The following is a 16,468-nucleotide window of genomic DNA, read 5'->3' as shown; positions in this document are numbered from 1 at the left end:
CCACGACCGGGCCGACCGACCGTCATCGTCCCGGCCGGTTCCGCCGCGCACGCCTCCCCGACGCCGTCGGAGCGCTACGCGTCCCGGTACGCCTCCAGCAGGCGCAGCCAGCCCTCACTGATCGTCGGATACGACGGAACGGCGTGCCACAGCCGGTCGAGGGGGACCTCGCCCACGACCGCGACCGTCGCCGAGTGCAGCAGTTCGCCGATGCCGGGTCCGACGAAGGTGACGCCGAGCACGATCTCCCGGTCGAGGTCCACGACCATGCGGGCACGGCCGCGGTAACCGTCCGCGTACAGGCCGGCCCCCGCCACCGCGGCGAGGTCCAGGTCCACGGCACGTACCCGGTGCCCGGCCTGCTCGGCCTCGGCGAGGGTGAGGCCGACCGATGCGGCCTCGGGGTCGGTGAAGACGACCTGGGGTACCGCCGCATGGTCGGCGGTGGCCGTGTGGGCGCTCCAGCGGTCGGTCTCCAGCGGCGTGCCCGCGGCGCGGGCGGCGATCGCCGCACCGGCGATACGGGCCTGGTACTTGCCCTGATGGGTGAGGAGGGCCCGGTGGTTGACATCACCCACCGCGTAGAGCCAGGTGGTGTCGTCGACGCGGCAGCTGTCGTCGACGGTCAGCCAGGAACCGGGTTTCAGGCCCACGGTCTCCAGGCCGAGGTCGTCCGTCCGGGGGGCGCGGCCGGTGGCGAAGAGGATCTCGTCGGCCTCGACCTGCTCGCCGTTGTCCAGCTCCACGGTGACCGGGCCGTCCGGGAGCGCGCGGTGTACGGAGGTCGCCGAGGTGCCGGTACGGATGTCGACGCCCGCTTCCGTGAGCGCCCGGGCGACCAGTTCGCCCGCGAACGGTTCCATCTTGGGCAGGAGTCCCTTTCCGCGGACCAGCAGGGTCACCTGGGCCCCGAGGGCCTGCCAGACGGTGGCCATCTCCGTCCCGACGACGCCGCCGCCGATGATCACGAGGCGGTCCGGGACCTCCTTGGCGCTGGTCGCCTCCCGGCTGGTCCAGGGGTGGGCCCCGTCGACGCCGGGCAGGGCGGGAACGACCGCGCGACTGCCGGTGCAGACCGCGACGGCGTGACGGGCGGTGAGGTGGTGTTCCGTGCCGTCCGGGGCGGTGACGGAGACCCTGCGCTCGCCGGTGAGCCGGCCCTGGCCCCGGTAGATGTCCGCGCCGATGCCCTCCAGCCAGGCGACCTGGCCGTCGTCCTTCCAGTGCGAGGCGTAGACGTCACGGCGGGCGAGGACCGCGCCGGTGTCCAGGGGGCCCTGCACGGCTTTGTCGAGGCCCGGGAGGTGCCGGGCATCGGCACGGGCGACAACCGGGCGCAGCAGGGCCTTGCTGGGCATGCAGGCCCAGTACGAGCACTCGCCACCGATGAGTTCCGCCTCGACCACCGCCGTGCTCAGCCCGGCGGCCCGGGTCCGGTCGGCGACGTTCTCGCCCACCGGGCCGGCTCCGATCACCACGACGTCGTACTCGGTGTCCAGGGCAGCAGATGTCATGGGGACAGTTTCCTCGCGGGTGTGCGCGACGGCCACATGGGCAGGCGGAATAGCGCAAGCACAGGCACAGTTGTCCGGGACACGTCCGAGTGGGCGCAGGAAGAGGTAACAGAGCATGAGCACCGTTGAGCTCACCAAGGAAAACTTCGATCAGGTCGTCAGTGAGAACGACTTCGTCCTGATCGACTTCTGGGCATCCTGGTGCGGCCCGTGCCGGCAGTTCGCGCCGGTCTACGACGCGGCGTCGGAGCGTCATGACGATCTGGTCTTCGCCAAGGTCGACACGGAGGCACAGCAGGAACTGGCGGCGGCCTTCGACATCCGTTCCATTCCCACGTTGATGATCGTCCGGGAGAACGTGGCGGTGTTCGCCCAGCCGGGGGCGCTGCCGGAAGCGGCGCTGGAGGACCTCATCGGCCAGGCCAGGAAGCTGGACATGGACGAGGTCCGCAAGTCCATCGAGGACCAGAAGAGCGAACAGCAGTAGCTCCTCGGGCACATGCGCAGGGCGAGGGGCCCGTCCGCCGGAGACCGTCCGGCGGACGGGCCCCTCGGCGGTGCCGCATGGCTGCGGCCTCTGGGTCAGTGCTCGGAGGTGCTGTCGGCAGGGCTGTCGGCACTGCCTTCCACGGCCTTCTCCCGGACCCGGACCGACAGGCCGTAGTCCAGTTCGGCACCGTCGACCAGGAGGGCCTCGACCGTGCGCGTGACCGGGTCGATGTCCGCGACGACGCCCTCACCCGAGTACCGGGGGTAGCCCGACGCCCCGGTCTCGCCGGTCGCCTCCACGACCGCCGAACGGATGGCGCCGCGGGGCTCGGCGGCATCCGTGGTGCCCTCGGCGAATCCGGGTACCAGCAGAATCTCGTACCTCTGCGGATGGCTCATGGTGACGACGCTAGGCAAGCGGCGCACGGTTCGCACGTCGCGGCGCCGCTGCTCGTGCGGAGTGGACGGGTCAGCTGGATTCGCGGTCAACCATCCCGGCCCGCAGCAGGTCGTGGTGCTCGGGGCTGCCGGCGGAGTGCTGCACCAGCCGGTCTACGAGGTCCGCCAGTGGCTGTGCGGTGGCGAGCTCCATCCGTACGGTGCTGAGCCGGGGCCGCAGCAGTCTGCCGAGCAGCAGGTCGTCGGCACCGACCACGGCCGTGTCGCGGGGCACCTGGACGCCGGTGTCCTGAAGGGCCCGCATCAGGAGCATCGCGTATGCGTCGTTGTACGCGAACACGGCGTCGAGGCCCAGGGTGCGCCAGCGGGCGGCCAGCCGGGCGGCCGACTCCTCCTCGTAGCGCAGCGGCAGCGGTTCGATCCGGGCACCGTGTTCGAGCGCGGCCTCCCGGGCTCCGGCCAGCCGGGGTTCGGCGAACAGGCCGAGGCCGCTCTCCTCGGGCATGACGACACCGATGCTGCGTCGGCCGCGCTCCAGCAGGTGCGCGATCGCGCAACTGCCCACCTGTCTCTGGTCCATGACCAGTGCGTGGGCTCCGGCCACGGGCCGGGGCCCGAGCGTGATCACGGCCTTGGCTCCGGATCGCCTGAGTACGGATATGCCCTGCGGGGTGAGGGAGATCGTGCCGGGTGCGATGACGGCGACGGGACGGAGTTCCGCCCAGGCGCGGGGCGCGTCGTCGGCGTTCAGTCCGGTGCTCCCGTACTGGACCACGGTGTAGTCGAGGCGGCGCAGCCCGGATTCCAACTGGTGGAGGAAATGGCGGTGGAGGGGGTCGGCGGGGAGGTCCACCGTGGGCAGCAGCACCATCCGGGTGTGTCCGGCACGCAGACTGCGGGCCGCCGCATGCGGTACGTAGCCCAGTTCGGTGGCCGCTTCCCGGACCCGGTGGCGGGTCGCTTCGCTGATCCGGACGGTCGCGCTGTCGTTCAGTACGTACGACACGGTGGCCCGGGAGACTCCAGCGCGTCGTGCCACATCGGCACTGGTGGGGACGGGGCCCTCGGTGGGCTGCTTCGGTAACTGGCTCATGGCTTCGGGCAGTCTTCCAGACCGGTGCGGCGTGGATGCGCGCCGGGGGCATCCGCGACCCCTCGCCGGCGGTACCGGCCGGCCGGGTGACCGGGGCGGTGCGCCGGATCCGGTCGGTACCGGCCCCCTGTCCCGCCCCTGCGGCCTCGGCGAAGGGAGGCGTCGGGCTCTACGGTGTGGGGATGAACATCCAGCACCGTGACGACACCACCGACAACCCGGCGGACTTCCCCGGCCGTACCGGCCCGCACGCCACGTCCGAGGCCGAGCCTCGTGACGTGGGCCCCGTTCGCACCTCGTACGCCCCCGACCGGGACGGTGACCCCGACCCCGGAGAGATCGTCTGGACCTGGGTGCCGTTCGAGGAGAACGACGGACGTGGCAAGGACCGTCCGGTGCTGATCGTCGCCCGCGAGGGGGCGGGGACACTGCTCGCCGTGCAGCTGTCCAGCAAGCAGCACGACCGGGACCGTGAGTGGGTGGCGCTGGGGGCCGGCCCCTGGGACAGCTCGGGCCGTCCGTCGTGGGTCGACCTGGATCGGGTGCTGCGCGTCCACGAGGACGGGATGCGGCGTGAGGCGTGTGCGCTGGACCGAGAGCGGTTCGATCAGGTCACCGGTCGGCTGCGGGAGCGTTACGGCTGGAACTGACCGTCGAACGCGCGGGCGAAGGCCGCCCTGGTGGTGGATTCGGGGCTGCGGTCCAGGATGCCGAAGACGATCTGCTCGAAGTGTCCGGCGAACCTGCCGCCGTCCAACAGCAGTGCCCAAAACGCGTCGGCCACCTGCGCCGGATCGTTGCGGAACACGCCGCAGCCCCAGGCACCCAGCACCAGCCTGCGGTACCCGTGCACGGCCGCCACTTCCAGCACTCGCTCGGCCCGGGACGCGAGCACGGCGGGGATGCGGTGCGCGTCGTCGGGCGTACGGGTGCGGATCACCCCGGCGTTGGGCGCCGGGGAGGTGAGGAAGCCCGCCGTGTACGGGACGTCGAGCAGCCGCCCCCGGTCGTCCCGGAACACCGGCACGCCCGGTGAGTGGATCACCCGGTCGGTGTAGAAGGCGCCGCGTTCCGCGCGGTGGTGGGCGTAGTACTCGGGTGCGCGCAGCAGTGTGGCGTACAGGGCGGATCCCCGGCAGAGCGCTTCCTCCTGGGCCTGTGCGCCATTGAGGTACCCGCCACCGGGGTTGCGGGCGGAGGCGTAGTTCAGCACGGCGACCTTGCCGGGCCCTTCGCCGGTCATCCGGCGGGCGGCCCGGAGGCTGCTCTCGTCGGTGACCTCCATGGTCGTCGTCCGGTCGGAGTCGAGCGCCGCGACCGGTACCGGCTCGGGGCCGTACAGCCGGGTGCCCGTCAGTGCGGTGTTCAGCGCACGCTCGATACTCACCATGCGCCCGTCGTGCGTGCGATAGCGGCCCACCTCGACCATGGCCTCGGTCTCCCGCGCGATACCGCGCAGCCGTGCGCTCATCAGTACTCCCCCGTATGGTGCATACGGGGCATGCTCAGCCCTCCAGCGGCACGGACGCAAGCGAATTCCCGGCACACAGGGGCACTCTTGTGCGATCCCCCCGACAGAGTTTGGGTGGTAGGGACGAACCGAGACGAAGGAGGCCACCGGTATGTCATCCGACGCATCCGGCGACCACTGTCCGCCCGGCCAGGCCCCACCCCTCGGCGAGGGTGAGGCGGAGGAGTTACTGCACGGCATCTCCTTCAAGACCGGTCCGCCCCGCACGGTCGGCGTCGAACTCGAATGGCTCATCCACCACCGGGACCGCCCCCGCGTCCCCGTCCCCCCGGACCGTCTCGAAGCGGCCGTCGCCGCTCTGCGGGCCCTTCCGCTGAATGCGTCCCTCACCTTCGAACCCGGCGGCCAGCTGGAGCTCAGCTCGCGCCCCGCCGGCTCTCTGATGGCGTGCATCGAAGCCACCGCCGCCGATCTCGACTCGGTCCGCGACGCGCTGGACCGGATGGACCTGGCTGCGGTGGGTCTCGGCCTCGACCCGTGGCACCCTCCGCGGCGTCTGTTGCACGAGCCCCGCTACGACGCCATGGAGATCTCGTTGGACCGGTCGGGCCCGGCCGGCCGGGGCATGATGTGCTCCACCGCGTCCGTCCAGGTGTGTCTGGACGCGGGCGAGGAGGAACCCGGTCCGCTCGGTCACGGGCGGCGCTGGCAACTGTCCCATCTGCTGGGGGCCGTGCTGGTGGGGGCGTTCGCGAACTCTCCGTACCAGTTCGGCCGCCCTACGCCGTGGCGGTCCACCCGGCAGTCGCTCTGGACCGATCTCGATCCGTGGCGGCCCCTGGCACCCTCCGCCCACCTGCCGCCGCGCGACGCCTGGGCCGCACATGTCCTGAACTCCCCGGTGATGTGCATCCGGGAGGACGAGGGGCCATGGGCCGTGCCGCACGGCCTGAGCTTCCGCGACTGGATCCGTACCGGCGCGCCGAGACCCCCCGTGCGCGCCGACCTCGACTACCACATCAGCACCCTCTTCCCGCCCGTTCGCCCACGCGGGCACCTCGAACTGCGCATGATCGACGCGCAACTCGGGCCGGACGGGTGGCTGGTGCCGCTCGCCGTGACCACCGCACTGTTCGACGACCCGGAGGCCGCCGAGACCGTGTACCGCACCGTCAAACCCCTGGCCGAGACGGCCGGGCCACAGCCCGCGCCGCGCAATCCGCTCTGGGTGACCGCCGCCCGGGACGGACTGGCTGATCCGGAGCTGCGGGCGGCAGCCGCCCTCTGCTTCGGCATCGCGTTGGAGGCACTGCCCCGGATGGGGGCGACCACGGCGGTGCAGGAGGCGGTGGCGGAATTCAACGACCGGTTCGTCGCCCGGGGCCGATGCCCCGCCGACGACTTTCCTGAACTGCTCGCGCCCGGTGCGGCGCGCGATGCCTGCGATCACTTCGAGGTGCCCCGCTCATGACGGACTCCCCCACGCCCGACGCAACCGGCCCGCGCGGTCCGCACGAGACCGACACCGCAGACACCGAGGCACTCCGCCGACGCGCCCTCGCCGCGCTGCTCACCGCCCGGGAACGCACCACGCTGCTCACCGAGAGTGTGGACGACCACGAACTCAGCGCGCAGCACTCGCCGTTGATGTCACCGCTGGTCTGGGACCTCGCGCACATCGGCAATCAGGAGGAGCTGTGGCTGCTGCGCGGCGTCGCTGGCCGGCCGGCGATGCGTCCTGAGATCGACGGACTGTACGACGCCTTCGAGCATCCCCGGGCGACCCGTCCCTCCTTGCCGCTACTGGCGCCCACGGAGGCCCGTGCGTACACCGCGGAGGTACGGGGCCGGGCGCTGGACGTCCTCGACGCCACGGCCCTGCACGACGACCGGCCACTGGTGCGGTCAGGATTCGTCTTCGGGATGATCGCCCAGCATGAACAGCAGCATGACGAAACGATGCTGATCACCCATCAGCTCCGCGCGGGCGGCGCCGTACTCACCGCTCCTGTGCCGCCCCCGGCCGCGGACGCGGCGGCCCTGCCGTCCGAGGTCCTGGTCCCGGGCGGCCCATTCACCATGGGTACTTCCACCGAGCCCTGGGCCCTGGACAACGAACGCCCCGCCCATGTCCGCGACGTAACCGATTTCTTCATCGACACGACTCCGGTCACCTGCGGCGCCTACCAGGCCTTCATCGAGGACGGCGGTTACACCGAGAGACGCTGGTGGGCCCCCGAGGGATGGGCGATGGTCCGCGAGCACGAGCTGGCCGCCCCGCTCTTCTGGCACCGGGATGCAGGTCAGTGGCTGCGCCGCCGCTTCGGAGTGACCGAGGCCGTCCCGGCGAACGAACCGGTGCTCCATGTCAGCTGGTACGAGGCGGACGCGTACGCCCGCTGGGCCGGGCGCCGGCTGCCGACGGAGGCGGAGTGGGAGAAGGCGGCACGCCACGACCCGGCCTCCGGACGTTCGCAGCGCTATCCGTGGGGCGACGACGACCCTGCACCCGACCGGGCCAACCTGGGGCAGCGCCATCTGCGGCCGGCACCCGCGGGGGCTTATGCGGCAGGCCAGTCCCCGCTCGGTGTACGGCAGTTGATCGGTGACGTGTGGGAGTGGACATCGAGCGACTTCCTGCCCTACCCCGGCTTCGCGGCGTTCCCGTACCGCGAGTACTCCGAGGTGTTCTTCGGCCCGGCTCACAAGGTCCTGCGCGGCGGTTCGTTCGCCGTGGACCCGGTGGCGTGCCGGGGTACGTTCCGCAACTGGGACCTGCCGGTGCGGCGCCAGATCTTCTCCGGGTTCCGTACCGCCAGGGATTTGTGATGTGCCGTCATATCGCCTATGTGGGAACCCCGGTGGCCCTCGGGGAGTTGCTGACCCGGCCTTCGCACAGCCTGGTGCACCAGTCCTGGGCACCGAGGCACCAGCAGCACGGAACCGTCAACGCCGATGGCTTCGGCGTCGGCTGGTACGCGGACGGCGATCCCGTGCCCGGACGCTACCGGCGGCCGGGTCCGGTCTGGGGTGATGGGACGTTCTTCGATCTGGCCCGAGTGGTGCGCAGTGCGGCGCTGCTCGCCGCGGTGCGTGACGCCACCGAGGCGGACGCCGACGGCGAGGCGGCGTCCGCGCCGTTCGCCGCCGGGCGACTGCTGTTCAGCCACAACGGCGCGGTGACCGGGTGGCCGCATTCCCTGGCGCCGCTCGCGGCCGCACTGCCCCCGGCCGAACTGCTGTCTCTCGACGCCCGCTGCGACTCGGCCCTGGTCTGGGCCCTGGTACGGCACCGCCTCGCCGACGGCGACGAACTGCCGCAGGCCGTCGCCGACACGGTGCTCGACGTGGCGGCCGCGGCACCGGGCTCGCGGCTCAACCTTATCGTCCTCGACGGCACCACGATCGTGGCGACGGCCTGGGGCGACACCCTGTGGTATCTCGCCGAGCCCGGTCTGCGCGCGGTCGTGGCATCGGAGCCCTACGACGACGATCCGCACTGGCGCACGGTCCCCGACCGGACGTTGCTGACGGCGACTCGCGCCGACGTCCTGCTGACCCCGCTCAAGGAGCCCACCGAGTGAGTCCCTTTCTGCTGACCCGCACCCTGCCGGTGGACGCGACAGACGCGGCGCTGCGCGCCGATGTGCTGCACGGCCTGACCCGGCGCCCGAAGACACTGCCGCCGAAGTGGTTCTACGACGCGCACGGCAGTGACCTCTTCGAGGAGATCACCCGGCTTCCCGAGTACTACCCGACCCGCGCCGAGCGCGAGATCCTGATCGACCGCGCCGAGGAGATCGCCCGGGCGTCCGGGGCACTGACCCTGGTCGAACTGGGTTCGGGATCGTCGGAGAAGACCCGGCATCTGCTGGACGCACTGCCCGCGCTGCACAGTTACGTACCGGTCGATGTGAGCGAGAGCGCGCTGCGCGGCGCGGCAGAAGCCCTGCTCGCGCAGCGGCCCGGACTCTCGGTGCACGCTCTGATCGCCGATTTCACGGGGAGCCTCCAGCTGCCGGACACCCCGGGGCCGCGGCTGGTCGCGTTCCTGGGCGGCACGATCGGCAATCTGCTGCCCGAGGAGCGGTCCACGTTCCTGAGGTCGGTCCGCTCACTGCTCTCCCCCGGCGACGCCCTGCTGCTCGGCACGGATCTGGTCAAGGAAGAGAAGGTGCTGGTCGATGCCTACGACGATGCGGCCGGGGTGACGGCGGAGTTCGACAAGAACGTGTTGAGCGTCGTCAACCGCGAGCTGGGAGCGGACTTCGACCCGGCCGACTTCGATCACGTGGCACGCTGGGACCCGGAACAGGAGTGGGTCGAGATGCGTCTGCGGGCCCGGGAGCCGCTCACGGTGAAGATCCCGGCACTGGACCTGGTGGTGAGCTTCGGGGCCGGAGAGGAGCTCCGTACGGAGGTGTCGGCCAAGTTCCGCAAGGAAGGAGTCAAGGCCGAACTCGCCGCGTCCGGCCTGAGAATGGATCACTGGTGGACGGATTCCGCCGGCCGGTTCGCCCTGTCGTTGTCGACCGCGGCCTGACCGGGGCGAGCCGGATCCCGGCGGCCGTGATCTGCGGCAGGACGCAGCCCTGCATCCCTGGACCGTCACCGCGGTGCGGAGAGCGAGGAGGTCAGCCGTCCGCGAGCTGTTCGGTGATTTCGGCGGAGGCCTCCTTCGCCGCCTGCTCCGGGTCGCCGCCCCCGAGTACCGCCGTCATGTACGGCTTGATCGGGTTGTCGGCCTCGACGCTCGCCCACTGGGGCGAGTTGGGCGTCGCACGCCCCTTCGTCGCGCCCCGGGCCATCGCGGCGGTGCCTTCCTGTCCCTTGATGACGTACGCGAGGCCGGGCTTGTTGGGGACGTAGCTCATGGTCCTGGCAAGCTCTTCCTGCCACGCACGGCCCGCCAGTGCCTTGACCACCTCGACGCCCGCGGAGGGCCGGCCCGCCTTGTCCGGAACGATCAGGTCGGACCCGCCGGTGAAGACGGAACCGGGCGCCTTGGCGGTCTTGCCCGGGATCGGGAAGAAGCCCAGTTTTCCCTTGAGTTCGGGATTCAGCTGCTCGATCTGGGCTGCGGCTCCGGGCACCGCGATGATCTGCGCGACATCGCCGTCGGCGAAGACCTCGGTCTGCGGGGGCTTCTCCTCGTCCGCATCCTTCGGGCCGTTGCCGAGCGCCTGGAGCTCCTTGTAGAAACCCATGCCCCGGATCGCCTCGGGGCTGTCCAGGGCGCCTTCCCAGGAGCCGCCCTGCTCCTGGGCCAGTTCGCCGCCCTCGTCCCAGATGAAACCGGCGAGGACGTACCAGTTCTGGCCTGCCAGATAGATGCCCTGATCGCCGTTGCTGTTCAGCTTCTCGCTGTCGGCGATCCACTCGTCCCGGGTCCTCGGCGGCGTCTTGATACCGGCCTGCTCGAAAAGGTCCTTGCGGTAGATCACGACGCGGTTGGCCGCGTACCAGGGAATGCCGTACTGGACACCGTCGACACTGCCCGGGTCGGCGAGACCGGGCAGCCACTCCTCGCCGCCGAGGTCGCGCATGGACTCCAGCGTGAGGTTGCGCAGCCCGCCGCTCTCCGCGTACTGGGCGACCTGGGTGTTTCCGACTTCGATGACCTCCGGGGTTTCCTTGCCGTTGAGTGCATCGATCACCTTCGGGCCGATACCGGTCCAGCTCTGAATCTTGAACTCAAGCTCGACGGAAGGGTGTTCATGCTCATAATCCTGCGTGAAGCGGCTGAGGAAGTCGGCCGAGACACTGTCCTTCATCAGCCAGATCGTGACCTTCTGGCTGCCGGACGGGCCCGAGTCCGGCAGCGACCCGCATCCGCCCAGCGCACAGGCGGAGACAAGCGCAACGGCTCCGACGAACATGCGGTTCTTCACCAGGTCCACCTTCTGCGCACGGCACGACGACATCGAGACCCGGTGTGGGGGAACTGCGGGCGGCGCTCGCATTCGGGTGCGGCTGGATTTTGGTATGGACCAATGCAATCGGTCAAGACCCACCCTGACGCCTCCCCCGCACGCATTCCCTCGCGCACGGCCCCGAGGTAGGGCACCGTGGTAAGGGACGAGAGGGGCAGATGATGTCGAAACATACCTATCGGGTCACGGAGATCGTGGGCACCTCCCATGAAGGTGTCGACGACGCCATCCGCAGCGGCATCGCCAGGGCTTCGGAAACGTTGCACAATCTCGATTGGTTTGAGGTCACTCAAGTCCGTGGAGAGATCACAGAGGGTCGAATCGAGCACTTTCAGGTCGGTCTGAAAGTGGGCTTCCGGCTCGACGACACGCAGTGATCCGCGACCACCGAAACGGAATCGCGTCCGACCGGGACCACCACACCCCGGAACCGCACCCCCGCCTGGCGCACCCCCGACACCCCCGCGCCCCCTTGGGCGCTGACGACACCTTCACCCGGCGGGCGCGTACCACGGCAAAGCCCGCCAGCTCCGCCGGATCGCGGACAAGTTCGTCATCGTCGACCTGCGCCCGGATCTCGGGCCACCGACCGAGCCGCTCCAGGTCCGACCATTCGGCACACCGGGCAGGTCCGCGCCCTTTTGCCCGGACACATCCACAACTACCTCCGGGTAGCCCGGAAGGCACAGCCCGTCCCCACGGATGTGCGATCATGTACACACGTTCTGCTCGATTCACAGAAAACTGGGCAGGGTCTGCATGGAATCGAAAGTGTTCGTAAAGCTATATTCAGCTTCGTGACATCCAACGTTACCCGTGCACAGCGAATACTCCTGCGTTCGGGGAAGAGCCCCGACGACGTCGTTCCGATCGAACGCGCTCTCCATGAGGACGTGTTCGCCACCAACTCGGGCAACCTGATCTTCAGTGACGCGTCTCACAAGATCCTGCAGACACCGCGTACGGAAGTGGTGTCGAACGGCATCGCCACCAGGATCGCCGACGCAGGCCGCATCAACAGCGAGTACGACGCCTTCGTCATCCCGCTTGCCAACGCCTTCCGGCCATCCTTCGAACGCTCGCTCGAACGCCTGACACAGCTCATCTCGAAGCTGAAGATCCCGGTCGTCATCCTGGGCGTGGGCGCCCAGACCGGTGTCGACTACTCCGCGGAGCGGCTGAAGCCGATGCAGCCGACGGTCCACGCGTTCGTCTCCGCCGTGCTCGACCGCAGCGCCTCCATCGGCGTGCGCGGGGAGTTCACCGAGCGGTATCTGCGGGACATGGGTTTCCGTGACGTGGAGGTCATAGGCTGCCCCTCGATGTTCCTCCACGGCAGCAGGCTCGACATCCGGGAGACCGGCCGGGGCCTGGGCCCCGAATCGCGGATAGCCATCAACGGTTCGCACGAGGCCGTGCGGAAGCTCGGGCTCGGGAAGATCATCAACCGCACCCACGCGCACTATCCCCACCTCCGGTTCATCGGCCAGAACATCTCCGAAGCCCGTCAGCTGCACTGGCGCGACATGTCCCACAAGAACGCCGCGCTGACCGACATCCCCACCCACCCCGATCACCCCATGTACGGGGAGGACAAGGTGCGGGTCTACATCGACCCGGCCACCTGGATGGACGACCTCCGGGGCTTCGACTTCTCCTTCGGCTCCCGGATCCACGGCAACATCGCCGCGCTGCTGGCCGGCACCCCTGCCACGGTGCTCTGCAGCGACTCCCGGACGCTGGAGCTGTGCCGCTACTTCGAGATCCCTCACCGGATGCTCGCGAAGGTCCCCTCCGACCTCGACCCCGCCGACCTCTACGCCGAGGCGGACTTCGGACCGCTGATGCGCGGCCACCGGGAGCGGTTCGACCGGTTCGTGAACTTCCTCGACAAGAACGGCCTGGAGAACACCTTCACGCACGGGGACGGCGGCACGGAGTTCGACCGCCGCATGAGCACGCTTGCCCTTCCTCCTGGCGTCCGCCCGTGGATCGGGGCCGACGCCCCCGCGATGAGCGGGCGGCTCAGCTGGCTCCAGACACAACTGACGGAGCTCACCGCCCAGCACATCCAGCTCAAGCGGAAAACAGCGAAGAACAATGCCCTGCCCGTCCAGCGCTCCGCCTACCAGCGGGCCCGCAGTGCCGTGGGACGGCCCATCAAGCGCGCCCTGCGCCCGTCCCGCTAGAGCGTGTCTCCTTGATCTGCTTGTCTGTTGATCGGATGTGTCTGTCCGATTGGTGATCACTGATGCGATGTGGGATCGGATCGAGCCGTTGAAGCCGGCCGATCCGGTCCGTGGGCGGCGTTGGGCCGACCATCGTCGAACTCTGGAAAGGCCATCGCCTGGAAGTACCGCACCGGCTCGCCTTGGCGGGACCTGCCGGACGAGCTGGGGGCATTCCAGACCGCTCATAAACGGCTGCTCAGGTGGGCCATGGATGGCACTTGGGAGCAGATCCTCGCCACGCTCCTCACAGCAGCCGACGACACTGATGACATCGGCTGGACGGTCTCGGTGGACTCCACCGTCTGCCGAGCCCACCAGCACGCCGCCGGAGCCAGGAAAAAGGGGCTCCGGAGCAGGCTGAGCCCGACGGCCATGCGCTCGGTCGTTCCCGCGGTGGCCTGAGTACGAAAGTCCATCTCGCCAGCGACAGCCACGCACGGCCCTTGGTCCTCCGTGTCACCGCCGGACAGGCGGGTGATGCGCCGGCCTTCGAAGCCGCCATGGCCGGCATCCGAGTTCCGCGAAGCGGGCCGGGACGACCGAGGACCCGGCCGGATGCCGTGCTGGCGGATCGGGCGTATTCATCCCGCGCGATCCGGAGCCACCTTCGCCGACGCGGGATCCGTCCAGTCATCCCTCAGCCTTCCGACCGAGTCCGCCACCGCCTGCGGCGAGGCCGTATTGGTGGTCGGCCACCAGGTTTCGACGCCGAGATATACAAGCAGCGCAACACGGTCGAACGATGCATCAACCGGCTCAAGCAATGGCGCGGCCTGGCCATGCGAACCGACGAACTTGCCATCGCCTGCCAAGCCGCACTCCACCTCCCCGCCATCATCACCTGGGCGCGAGGTCCAGGAACCGCGCAACGGCGGACCTGAGAGAATCCCGGGCGTATGCGTCCGGGTTGTCAGGAGGAGTCGTTCATGTGGCTGGAGCGCACGGTGGTCCCGGACGAAGACCGAGAGCAATGGACCTGGAATCCCCTTAAAGGCGTAGGGCCCTTGCGGTTCGGGCAGACGGTGGAGGAGGTCGCTGCCGCATTGCAGGAGCCGATCAGCGGTCGGGACCCGAGTGAGCAGTGGGTGCCTTTCTCCAGCTTGGGCGTCGACACCTACTACCGCCCGGAAGACTGGACACTGGCCGCAGTCGCCATCGACGCCTGCCACGGACCTCAGATCTCCTTTGGAGAGGTCCGGCTGGTAGGCCGACTGCCGTCGGAGCTCACGCCGTGGCTGGAAGCAGGCGCTGATACCCACGAAGGCAGGCTGCGCTTCGGCCTGAACGGAGAGGCTGGCCTTCCCGGCCTCGGCCTGGTCATGCGTTGCCAGCAGAACGGCGACTTCACCCGCACCCGCCCCGTCATGGTGGCGCCCGAGTGGGCTGACACGAGCGTGGACAGCTGGGGAGGCCCCCTCCCCAGCAGGGAATGGCTCGTTTACTGACATCACTGCCCAAAGCCCGGGCGCGGCCCGTTCCCCAGCGACATCAGTACCGACCAAAGAGACACCCCCTAGCTAGGACTGTCGTCGAAGTGATCTTGACTAGATGATCAATTCCAAGGGATGCCTGCGGAGGGTGTGGGGTGGGCGGCAGCCGAAGCCACCGCGAGACGGTCAGGCGGCGGGCTGCCGGCCCTGGTTGTCGAGGTGGCAGCGGGCGGTCAGGCGTCAGGGTCGACTTCGGGGTGCGTGAACCGCACGGGCTTGCCCAGCGACCGGGCGTAGGCGATCTCGGCTCGGGTGCTGTCTCCGATGTAGTCGCCGACTACGAGCGCCTCGTCAGCGAGCCGGATCTTCGCCCGGTGCAGATCGTCGAGTCGAACCTTCAGCGCCTCGGCCTCGACAAAATCGGACCAGAGTTCGTGCGGCGACTTCATGTCACAGCCCGGTTTGACGACAATCTTTCCGGCTTTGGTCTCCCGCAGATCGGCCTCGTTCATCTCGGGCATGAAGCGGGTGGAGCCGCAGATCACGACGATACGCGGGAGGCTCAACAGCTTCTTCGCGTCGGCGAGCTTCTCCTCGGGGGTGAGCAGTGGCGGGTATGACACTGGTTCCTCCTGGTGGTGTGGTCCAAGGGGTGCCTGCGGAGACGAGAACGAGGGTGTCCAAGATCGTTTTGTGACGAACGACGTGGACACCCTCGCGACAGCACTCTATGCGCCGACCGACGACATGCTGAAGGAGCATTCCGACCTGGCGCCGCGGCGCCCGCCGGTCGGCATTACGCCCCGCCTGACGATGCCGAACTGGTCACCCTCGCCACGATGCAGGCCATAATCGGCTACACCTCCGAGGCCACATGGCTCCGCCATGCCCGTGCCCACCTGCGCCACCTTTTCTCCCCTACCTGCCCCAGCAGCCCGGCTACAACACGCGGCTGCGCAAGGCCGCCGGTCTGATGCGAAGCGTCAACCCGGATCTTGGCCACCACCACCTCGGTGTGGAGCGACGATGTACGGGTCGTGGACTCCACCCCGGTGGAATGCGGCCGCTCCCGCGAGACCGTCCAACGCTCCGACCTGGCAGGTTGGGCCGAATACGGCTACTGCGACAGCCACAGCCGCTTCTTCTGGGGCCTGCGCCTGCACCTGGTCTGCACCCTTCAGGGCCTGCCCATCGCCTTCGCTCCGACCGGGCCAAGGCCGACGAACGCGAGACCCTCCTTGACCTCCTGGCAGCCGAATGCGAGCTTCTGCGAGCGCGCCCCGACAGACTCTCATCGGCGACAAGAACTACCTCGGCCGTGGTCTCGAACGCGAACTGTCCGAGCATGGAGTCCAGTTGCTGCGGCCTGCCCGTAAAGGTCAAGCGGGAGAAGAAGCACAAGGGCGAGCCTCTCCTCAAGTCGGTGCGGCAGCTGATCGAGTCTGTGAACGACACCCTCAAAGGGCAGCTAAACCTCGAACAGCACGGCGGACGCACCTTTGAGGGCGCCGCCGTCCGCGTCGCTCAGCGAGTCCTCTCGATGGCCGCCGCGATCTGGCGAAACCACAAGACCGGCGCCCCGGCCATGCGGTCGCTGGTCGCATTCGGTCACTGAACACATCGGACTTATTCGTCTAGTGGATCACGGTCGGGTGATACGTCGCCATGAGCTGTCGGATGCAGAGTGGGATCTGCTGCGGCCCTTGTTGCCGACGTCCTCGACGGGCCGTCCGCGGTTGGACGAGCGCACGGTCCTGCACGGCATCGTGTGGAAGTTCCGGACTGGTGTGGCCTGGCGGGCCGTGCCGAGCGATACGGGGCGTGGACCACCCTGCTCGACGCGATCCGGGTACCCCGGCTGAGCCCGGCACGTCCCCGGACCCGGCCGGCGCACGTCATCGGCAACAA

Annotated in this window: 17 protein-coding genes and 1 pseudogene; 12 read left to right on the top strand and 6 right to left on the bottom strand. The window is 69.2% G+C overall.

Annotated elements, in window-relative coordinates; all coding sequences use genetic code 11:
* Positions 1 to 74 precede the first annotated feature (74 nt).
* Entirely contained in the window at positions 75 to 1,514 is a 1,440-nt protein-coding gene (locus tag AB0L71_RS23465; protein ID WP_365246300.1) for an NAD(P)/FAD-dependent oxidoreductase, read from the bottom strand.
* A 115-nt stretch (positions 1,515 to 1,629) separates the two neighbouring features.
* Between AB0L71_RS23465 and trxA the strand changes: the two genes are divergently transcribed.
* Complete coding sequence (gene trxA / locus AB0L71_RS23460; protein WP_365246297.1) at positions 1,630 to 2,001, top strand: thioredoxin; 372 nt, start codon at positions 1,630 to 1,632, stop codon at positions 1,999 to 2,001.
* Between the two features lie 95 nt (positions 2,002 to 2,096).
* On the opposite strand, the gene AB0L71_RS23455 is transcribed toward trxA, so the two are convergent.
* Positions 2,097 to 2,402: a hypothetical protein gene (locus AB0L71_RS23455; RefSeq protein ID WP_365246294.1), complete on the bottom strand. Its 306-nt coding sequence runs from the start codon at positions 2,400 to 2,402 to the stop codon at positions 2,097 to 2,099.
* 70 nt (positions 2,403 to 2,472) lie between these two features.
* The gene (locus AB0L71_RS23450; protein ID WP_365246291.1) at positions 2,473 to 3,495 is read right to left on the bottom strand and encodes a LacI family DNA-binding transcriptional regulator; all 1,023 of its coding nucleotides are present in this window, start codon (positions 3,493 to 3,495) and stop codon (positions 2,473 to 2,475) included.
* Positions 3,496 to 3,677: 182 nt separating this feature from the next.
* On the opposite strand from AB0L71_RS23450, the gene AB0L71_RS23445 reads away from it, so the two are divergent.
* Entirely contained in the window at positions 3,678 to 4,145 is a 468-nt protein-coding gene (locus tag AB0L71_RS23445) for a type II toxin-antitoxin system PemK/MazF family toxin (RefSeq protein WP_365246288.1), read from the top strand.
* On the opposite strand, the gene AB0L71_RS23440 is transcribed toward AB0L71_RS23445, so the two are convergent.
* Positions 4,130 to 4,966: a TIGR02452 family protein gene (locus AB0L71_RS23440; RefSeq protein ID WP_365246286.1), complete on the bottom strand. Its 837-nt coding sequence runs from the start codon at positions 4,964 to 4,966 to the stop codon at positions 4,130 to 4,132. The genes AB0L71_RS23445 and AB0L71_RS23440 overlap by 16 nt on opposite strands.
* Positions 4,967 to 5,117: 151 nt before the next feature.
* Here AB0L71_RS23440 and egtA point away from each other — a divergent pair, with 151 nt between their 5' ends.
* The 4 genes from egtA to egtD are packed head-to-tail and all read left to right on the top strand — an operon-like array spanning position 5,118 to position 9,509.
* Positions 5,118 to 6,437, top strand: a complete 1,320-nt coding sequence (egtA, locus tag AB0L71_RS23435; RefSeq protein ID WP_365246284.1) for an ergothioneine biosynthesis glutamate--cysteine ligase EgtA — start codon at positions 5,118 to 5,120, stop codon at positions 6,435 to 6,437.
* Positions 6,434 to 7,795 carry an ergothioneine biosynthesis protein EgtB gene (gene egtB / locus AB0L71_RS23430; RefSeq protein ID WP_365246281.1) on the top strand — a complete coding sequence of 454 codons (1,362 nt, stop codon included), beginning with the start codon at positions 6,434 to 6,436 and terminating at the stop codon, positions 7,793 to 7,795. The genes egtA and egtB overlap by 4 nt, the downstream gene beginning before the upstream one ends.
* Positions 7,795 to 8,550, top strand: coding sequence for an ergothioneine biosynthesis protein EgtC (egtC, locus tag AB0L71_RS23425; protein ID WP_365246278.1), 756 nt, complete (start codon positions 7,795 to 7,797; stop codon positions 8,548 to 8,550). Before egtB ends, egtC begins: the two co-directional genes overlap by 1 nt.
* Positions 8,547 to 9,509, top strand: coding sequence for an L-histidine N(alpha)-methyltransferase (gene egtD, locus AB0L71_RS23420; protein ID WP_365246275.1), 963 nt, complete (start codon positions 8,547 to 8,549; stop codon positions 9,507 to 9,509). The genes egtC and egtD overlap by 4 nt, the downstream gene beginning before the upstream one ends.
* A 91-nt stretch (positions 9,510 to 9,600) precedes the next feature.
* Here the strand turns inward: egtD and AB0L71_RS23415 are convergent, their stop codons facing one another.
* On the bottom strand, positions 9,601 to 10,857 hold the full coding sequence (locus AB0L71_RS23415) for an extracellular solute-binding protein (RefSeq protein WP_365246272.1): 1,257 nt from the start codon (positions 10,855 to 10,857) through the stop codon (positions 9,601 to 9,603).
* Between the two features lie 203 nt (positions 10,858 to 11,060).
* On the opposite strand from AB0L71_RS23415, the gene AB0L71_RS23410 reads away from it, so the two are divergent.
* The 4 genes and pseudogenes from AB0L71_RS23410 (at position 11,061) to AB0L71_RS23395 (ending at position 14,575) form a co-directional block, all read left to right on the top strand.
* Positions 11,061 to 11,276, top strand: coding sequence for a dodecin (locus tag AB0L71_RS23410; RefSeq protein ID WP_365246269.1), 216 nt, complete (start codon positions 11,061 to 11,063; stop codon positions 11,274 to 11,276).
* Between the two features lie 420 nt (positions 11,277 to 11,696).
* On the top strand, positions 11,697 to 13,088 hold the full coding sequence (locus AB0L71_RS23405) for a polysaccharide pyruvyl transferase family protein (RefSeq protein ID WP_365246266.1): 1,392 nt from the start codon (positions 11,697 to 11,699) through the stop codon (positions 13,086 to 13,088).
* A gap of 37 nt (positions 13,089 to 13,125) precedes the next feature.
* A pseudogene (locus AB0L71_RS23400) lies at positions 13,126 to 14,011 on the top strand (IS5 family transposase).
* Positions 14,012 to 14,056: 45 nt separating this feature from the next.
* Positions 14,057 to 14,575, top strand: coding sequence for a hypothetical protein (locus tag AB0L71_RS23395; protein ID WP_365246263.1), 519 nt, complete (start codon positions 14,057 to 14,059; stop codon positions 14,573 to 14,575).
* A gap of 218 nt (positions 14,576 to 14,793) precedes the next feature.
* Here the strand turns inward: AB0L71_RS23395 and AB0L71_RS23390 are convergent, their stop codons facing one another.
* Complete coding sequence (locus AB0L71_RS23390; protein ID WP_365246260.1) at positions 14,794 to 15,183, bottom strand: hypothetical protein; 390 nt, start codon at positions 15,181 to 15,183, stop codon at positions 14,794 to 14,796.
* Between the two features lie 722 nt (positions 15,184 to 15,905).
* Between AB0L71_RS23390 and AB0L71_RS23385 the strand changes: the two genes are divergently transcribed.
* Both AB0L71_RS23385 and AB0L71_RS23380 read left to right on the top strand, forming a co-directional pair.
* Positions 15,906 to 16,175, top strand: coding sequence for a hypothetical protein (locus tag AB0L71_RS23385; protein WP_365246257.1), 270 nt, complete (start codon positions 15,906 to 15,908; stop codon positions 16,173 to 16,175).
* A gap of 22 nt (positions 16,176 to 16,197) precedes the next feature.
* Complete coding sequence (locus AB0L71_RS23380) at positions 16,198 to 16,422, top strand: transposase (RefSeq protein ID WP_365246254.1); 225 nt, start codon at positions 16,198 to 16,200, stop codon at positions 16,420 to 16,422.
* Positions 16,423 to 16,468 lie beyond the last annotated feature (46 nt).

Origin of the sequence: Streptomyces sp. NPDC052052 (assembly GCF_040680455.1) — a bacterium.
In the GTDB taxonomy this organism is placed as follows: Bacteria; Actinomycetota; Actinomycetes; order Streptomycetales; family Streptomycetaceae; genus Streptomyces.
Note: the sequence above shows the minus strand (reverse complement) of the source record. Positions and strands in the feature narration are given on the sequence as shown.

What these genes read in the sequence shown, in the direction of transcription:
- egtA (WP_365246284.1), top strand. Translation starts at nt 5,118, where the DNA reads ATGTCATCCGACGCATCCGGCGACCACTGTCCGCCCGGCCAGGCCCCA.
- AB0L71_RS23440 (WP_365246286.1), bottom strand. Translation starts at nt 4,966, where the DNA reads ATGAGCGCACGGCTGCGCGGTATCGCGCGGGAGACCGAGGCCATGGTC.
- AB0L71_RS23445 (WP_365246288.1), top strand. Translation starts at nt 3,678, where the DNA reads ATGAACATCCAGCACCGTGACGACACCACCGACAACCCGGCGGACTTC.
- AB0L71_RS23385 (WP_365246257.1), top strand. Translation starts at nt 15,906, where the DNA reads ATGGAGTCCAGTTGCTGCGGCCTGCCCGTAAAGGTCAAGCGGGAGAAG.
- AB0L71_RS23450 (WP_365246291.1), bottom strand. Translation starts at nt 3,495, where the DNA reads ATGAGCCAGTTACCGAAGCAGCCCACCGAGGGCCCCGTCCCCACCAGT.
- AB0L71_RS23465 (WP_365246300.1), bottom strand. Translation starts at nt 1,514, where the DNA reads ATGACATCTGCTGCCCTGGACACCGAGTACGACGTCGTGGTGATCGGA.
- AB0L71_RS23455 (WP_365246294.1), bottom strand. Translation starts at nt 2,402, where the DNA reads ATGAGCCATCCGCAGAGGTACGAGATTCTGCTGGTACCCGGATTCGCC.
- egtC (WP_365246278.1), top strand. Translation starts at nt 7,795, where the DNA reads ATGTGCCGTCATATCGCCTATGTGGGAACCCCGGTGGCCCTCGGGGAG.
- egtB (WP_365246281.1), top strand. Translation starts at nt 6,434, where the DNA reads ATGACGGACTCCCCCACGCCCGACGCAACCGGCCCGCGCGGTCCGCAC.
- AB0L71_RS23395 (WP_365246263.1), top strand. Translation starts at nt 14,057, where the DNA reads ATGTGGCTGGAGCGCACGGTGGTCCCGGACGAAGACCGAGAGCAATGG.
- AB0L71_RS23410 (WP_365246269.1), top strand. Translation starts at nt 11,061, where the DNA reads ATGTCGAAACATACCTATCGGGTCACGGAGATCGTGGGCACCTCCCAT.
- trxA (WP_365246297.1), top strand. Translation starts at nt 1,630, where the DNA reads ATGAGCACCGTTGAGCTCACCAAGGAAAACTTCGATCAGGTCGTCAGT.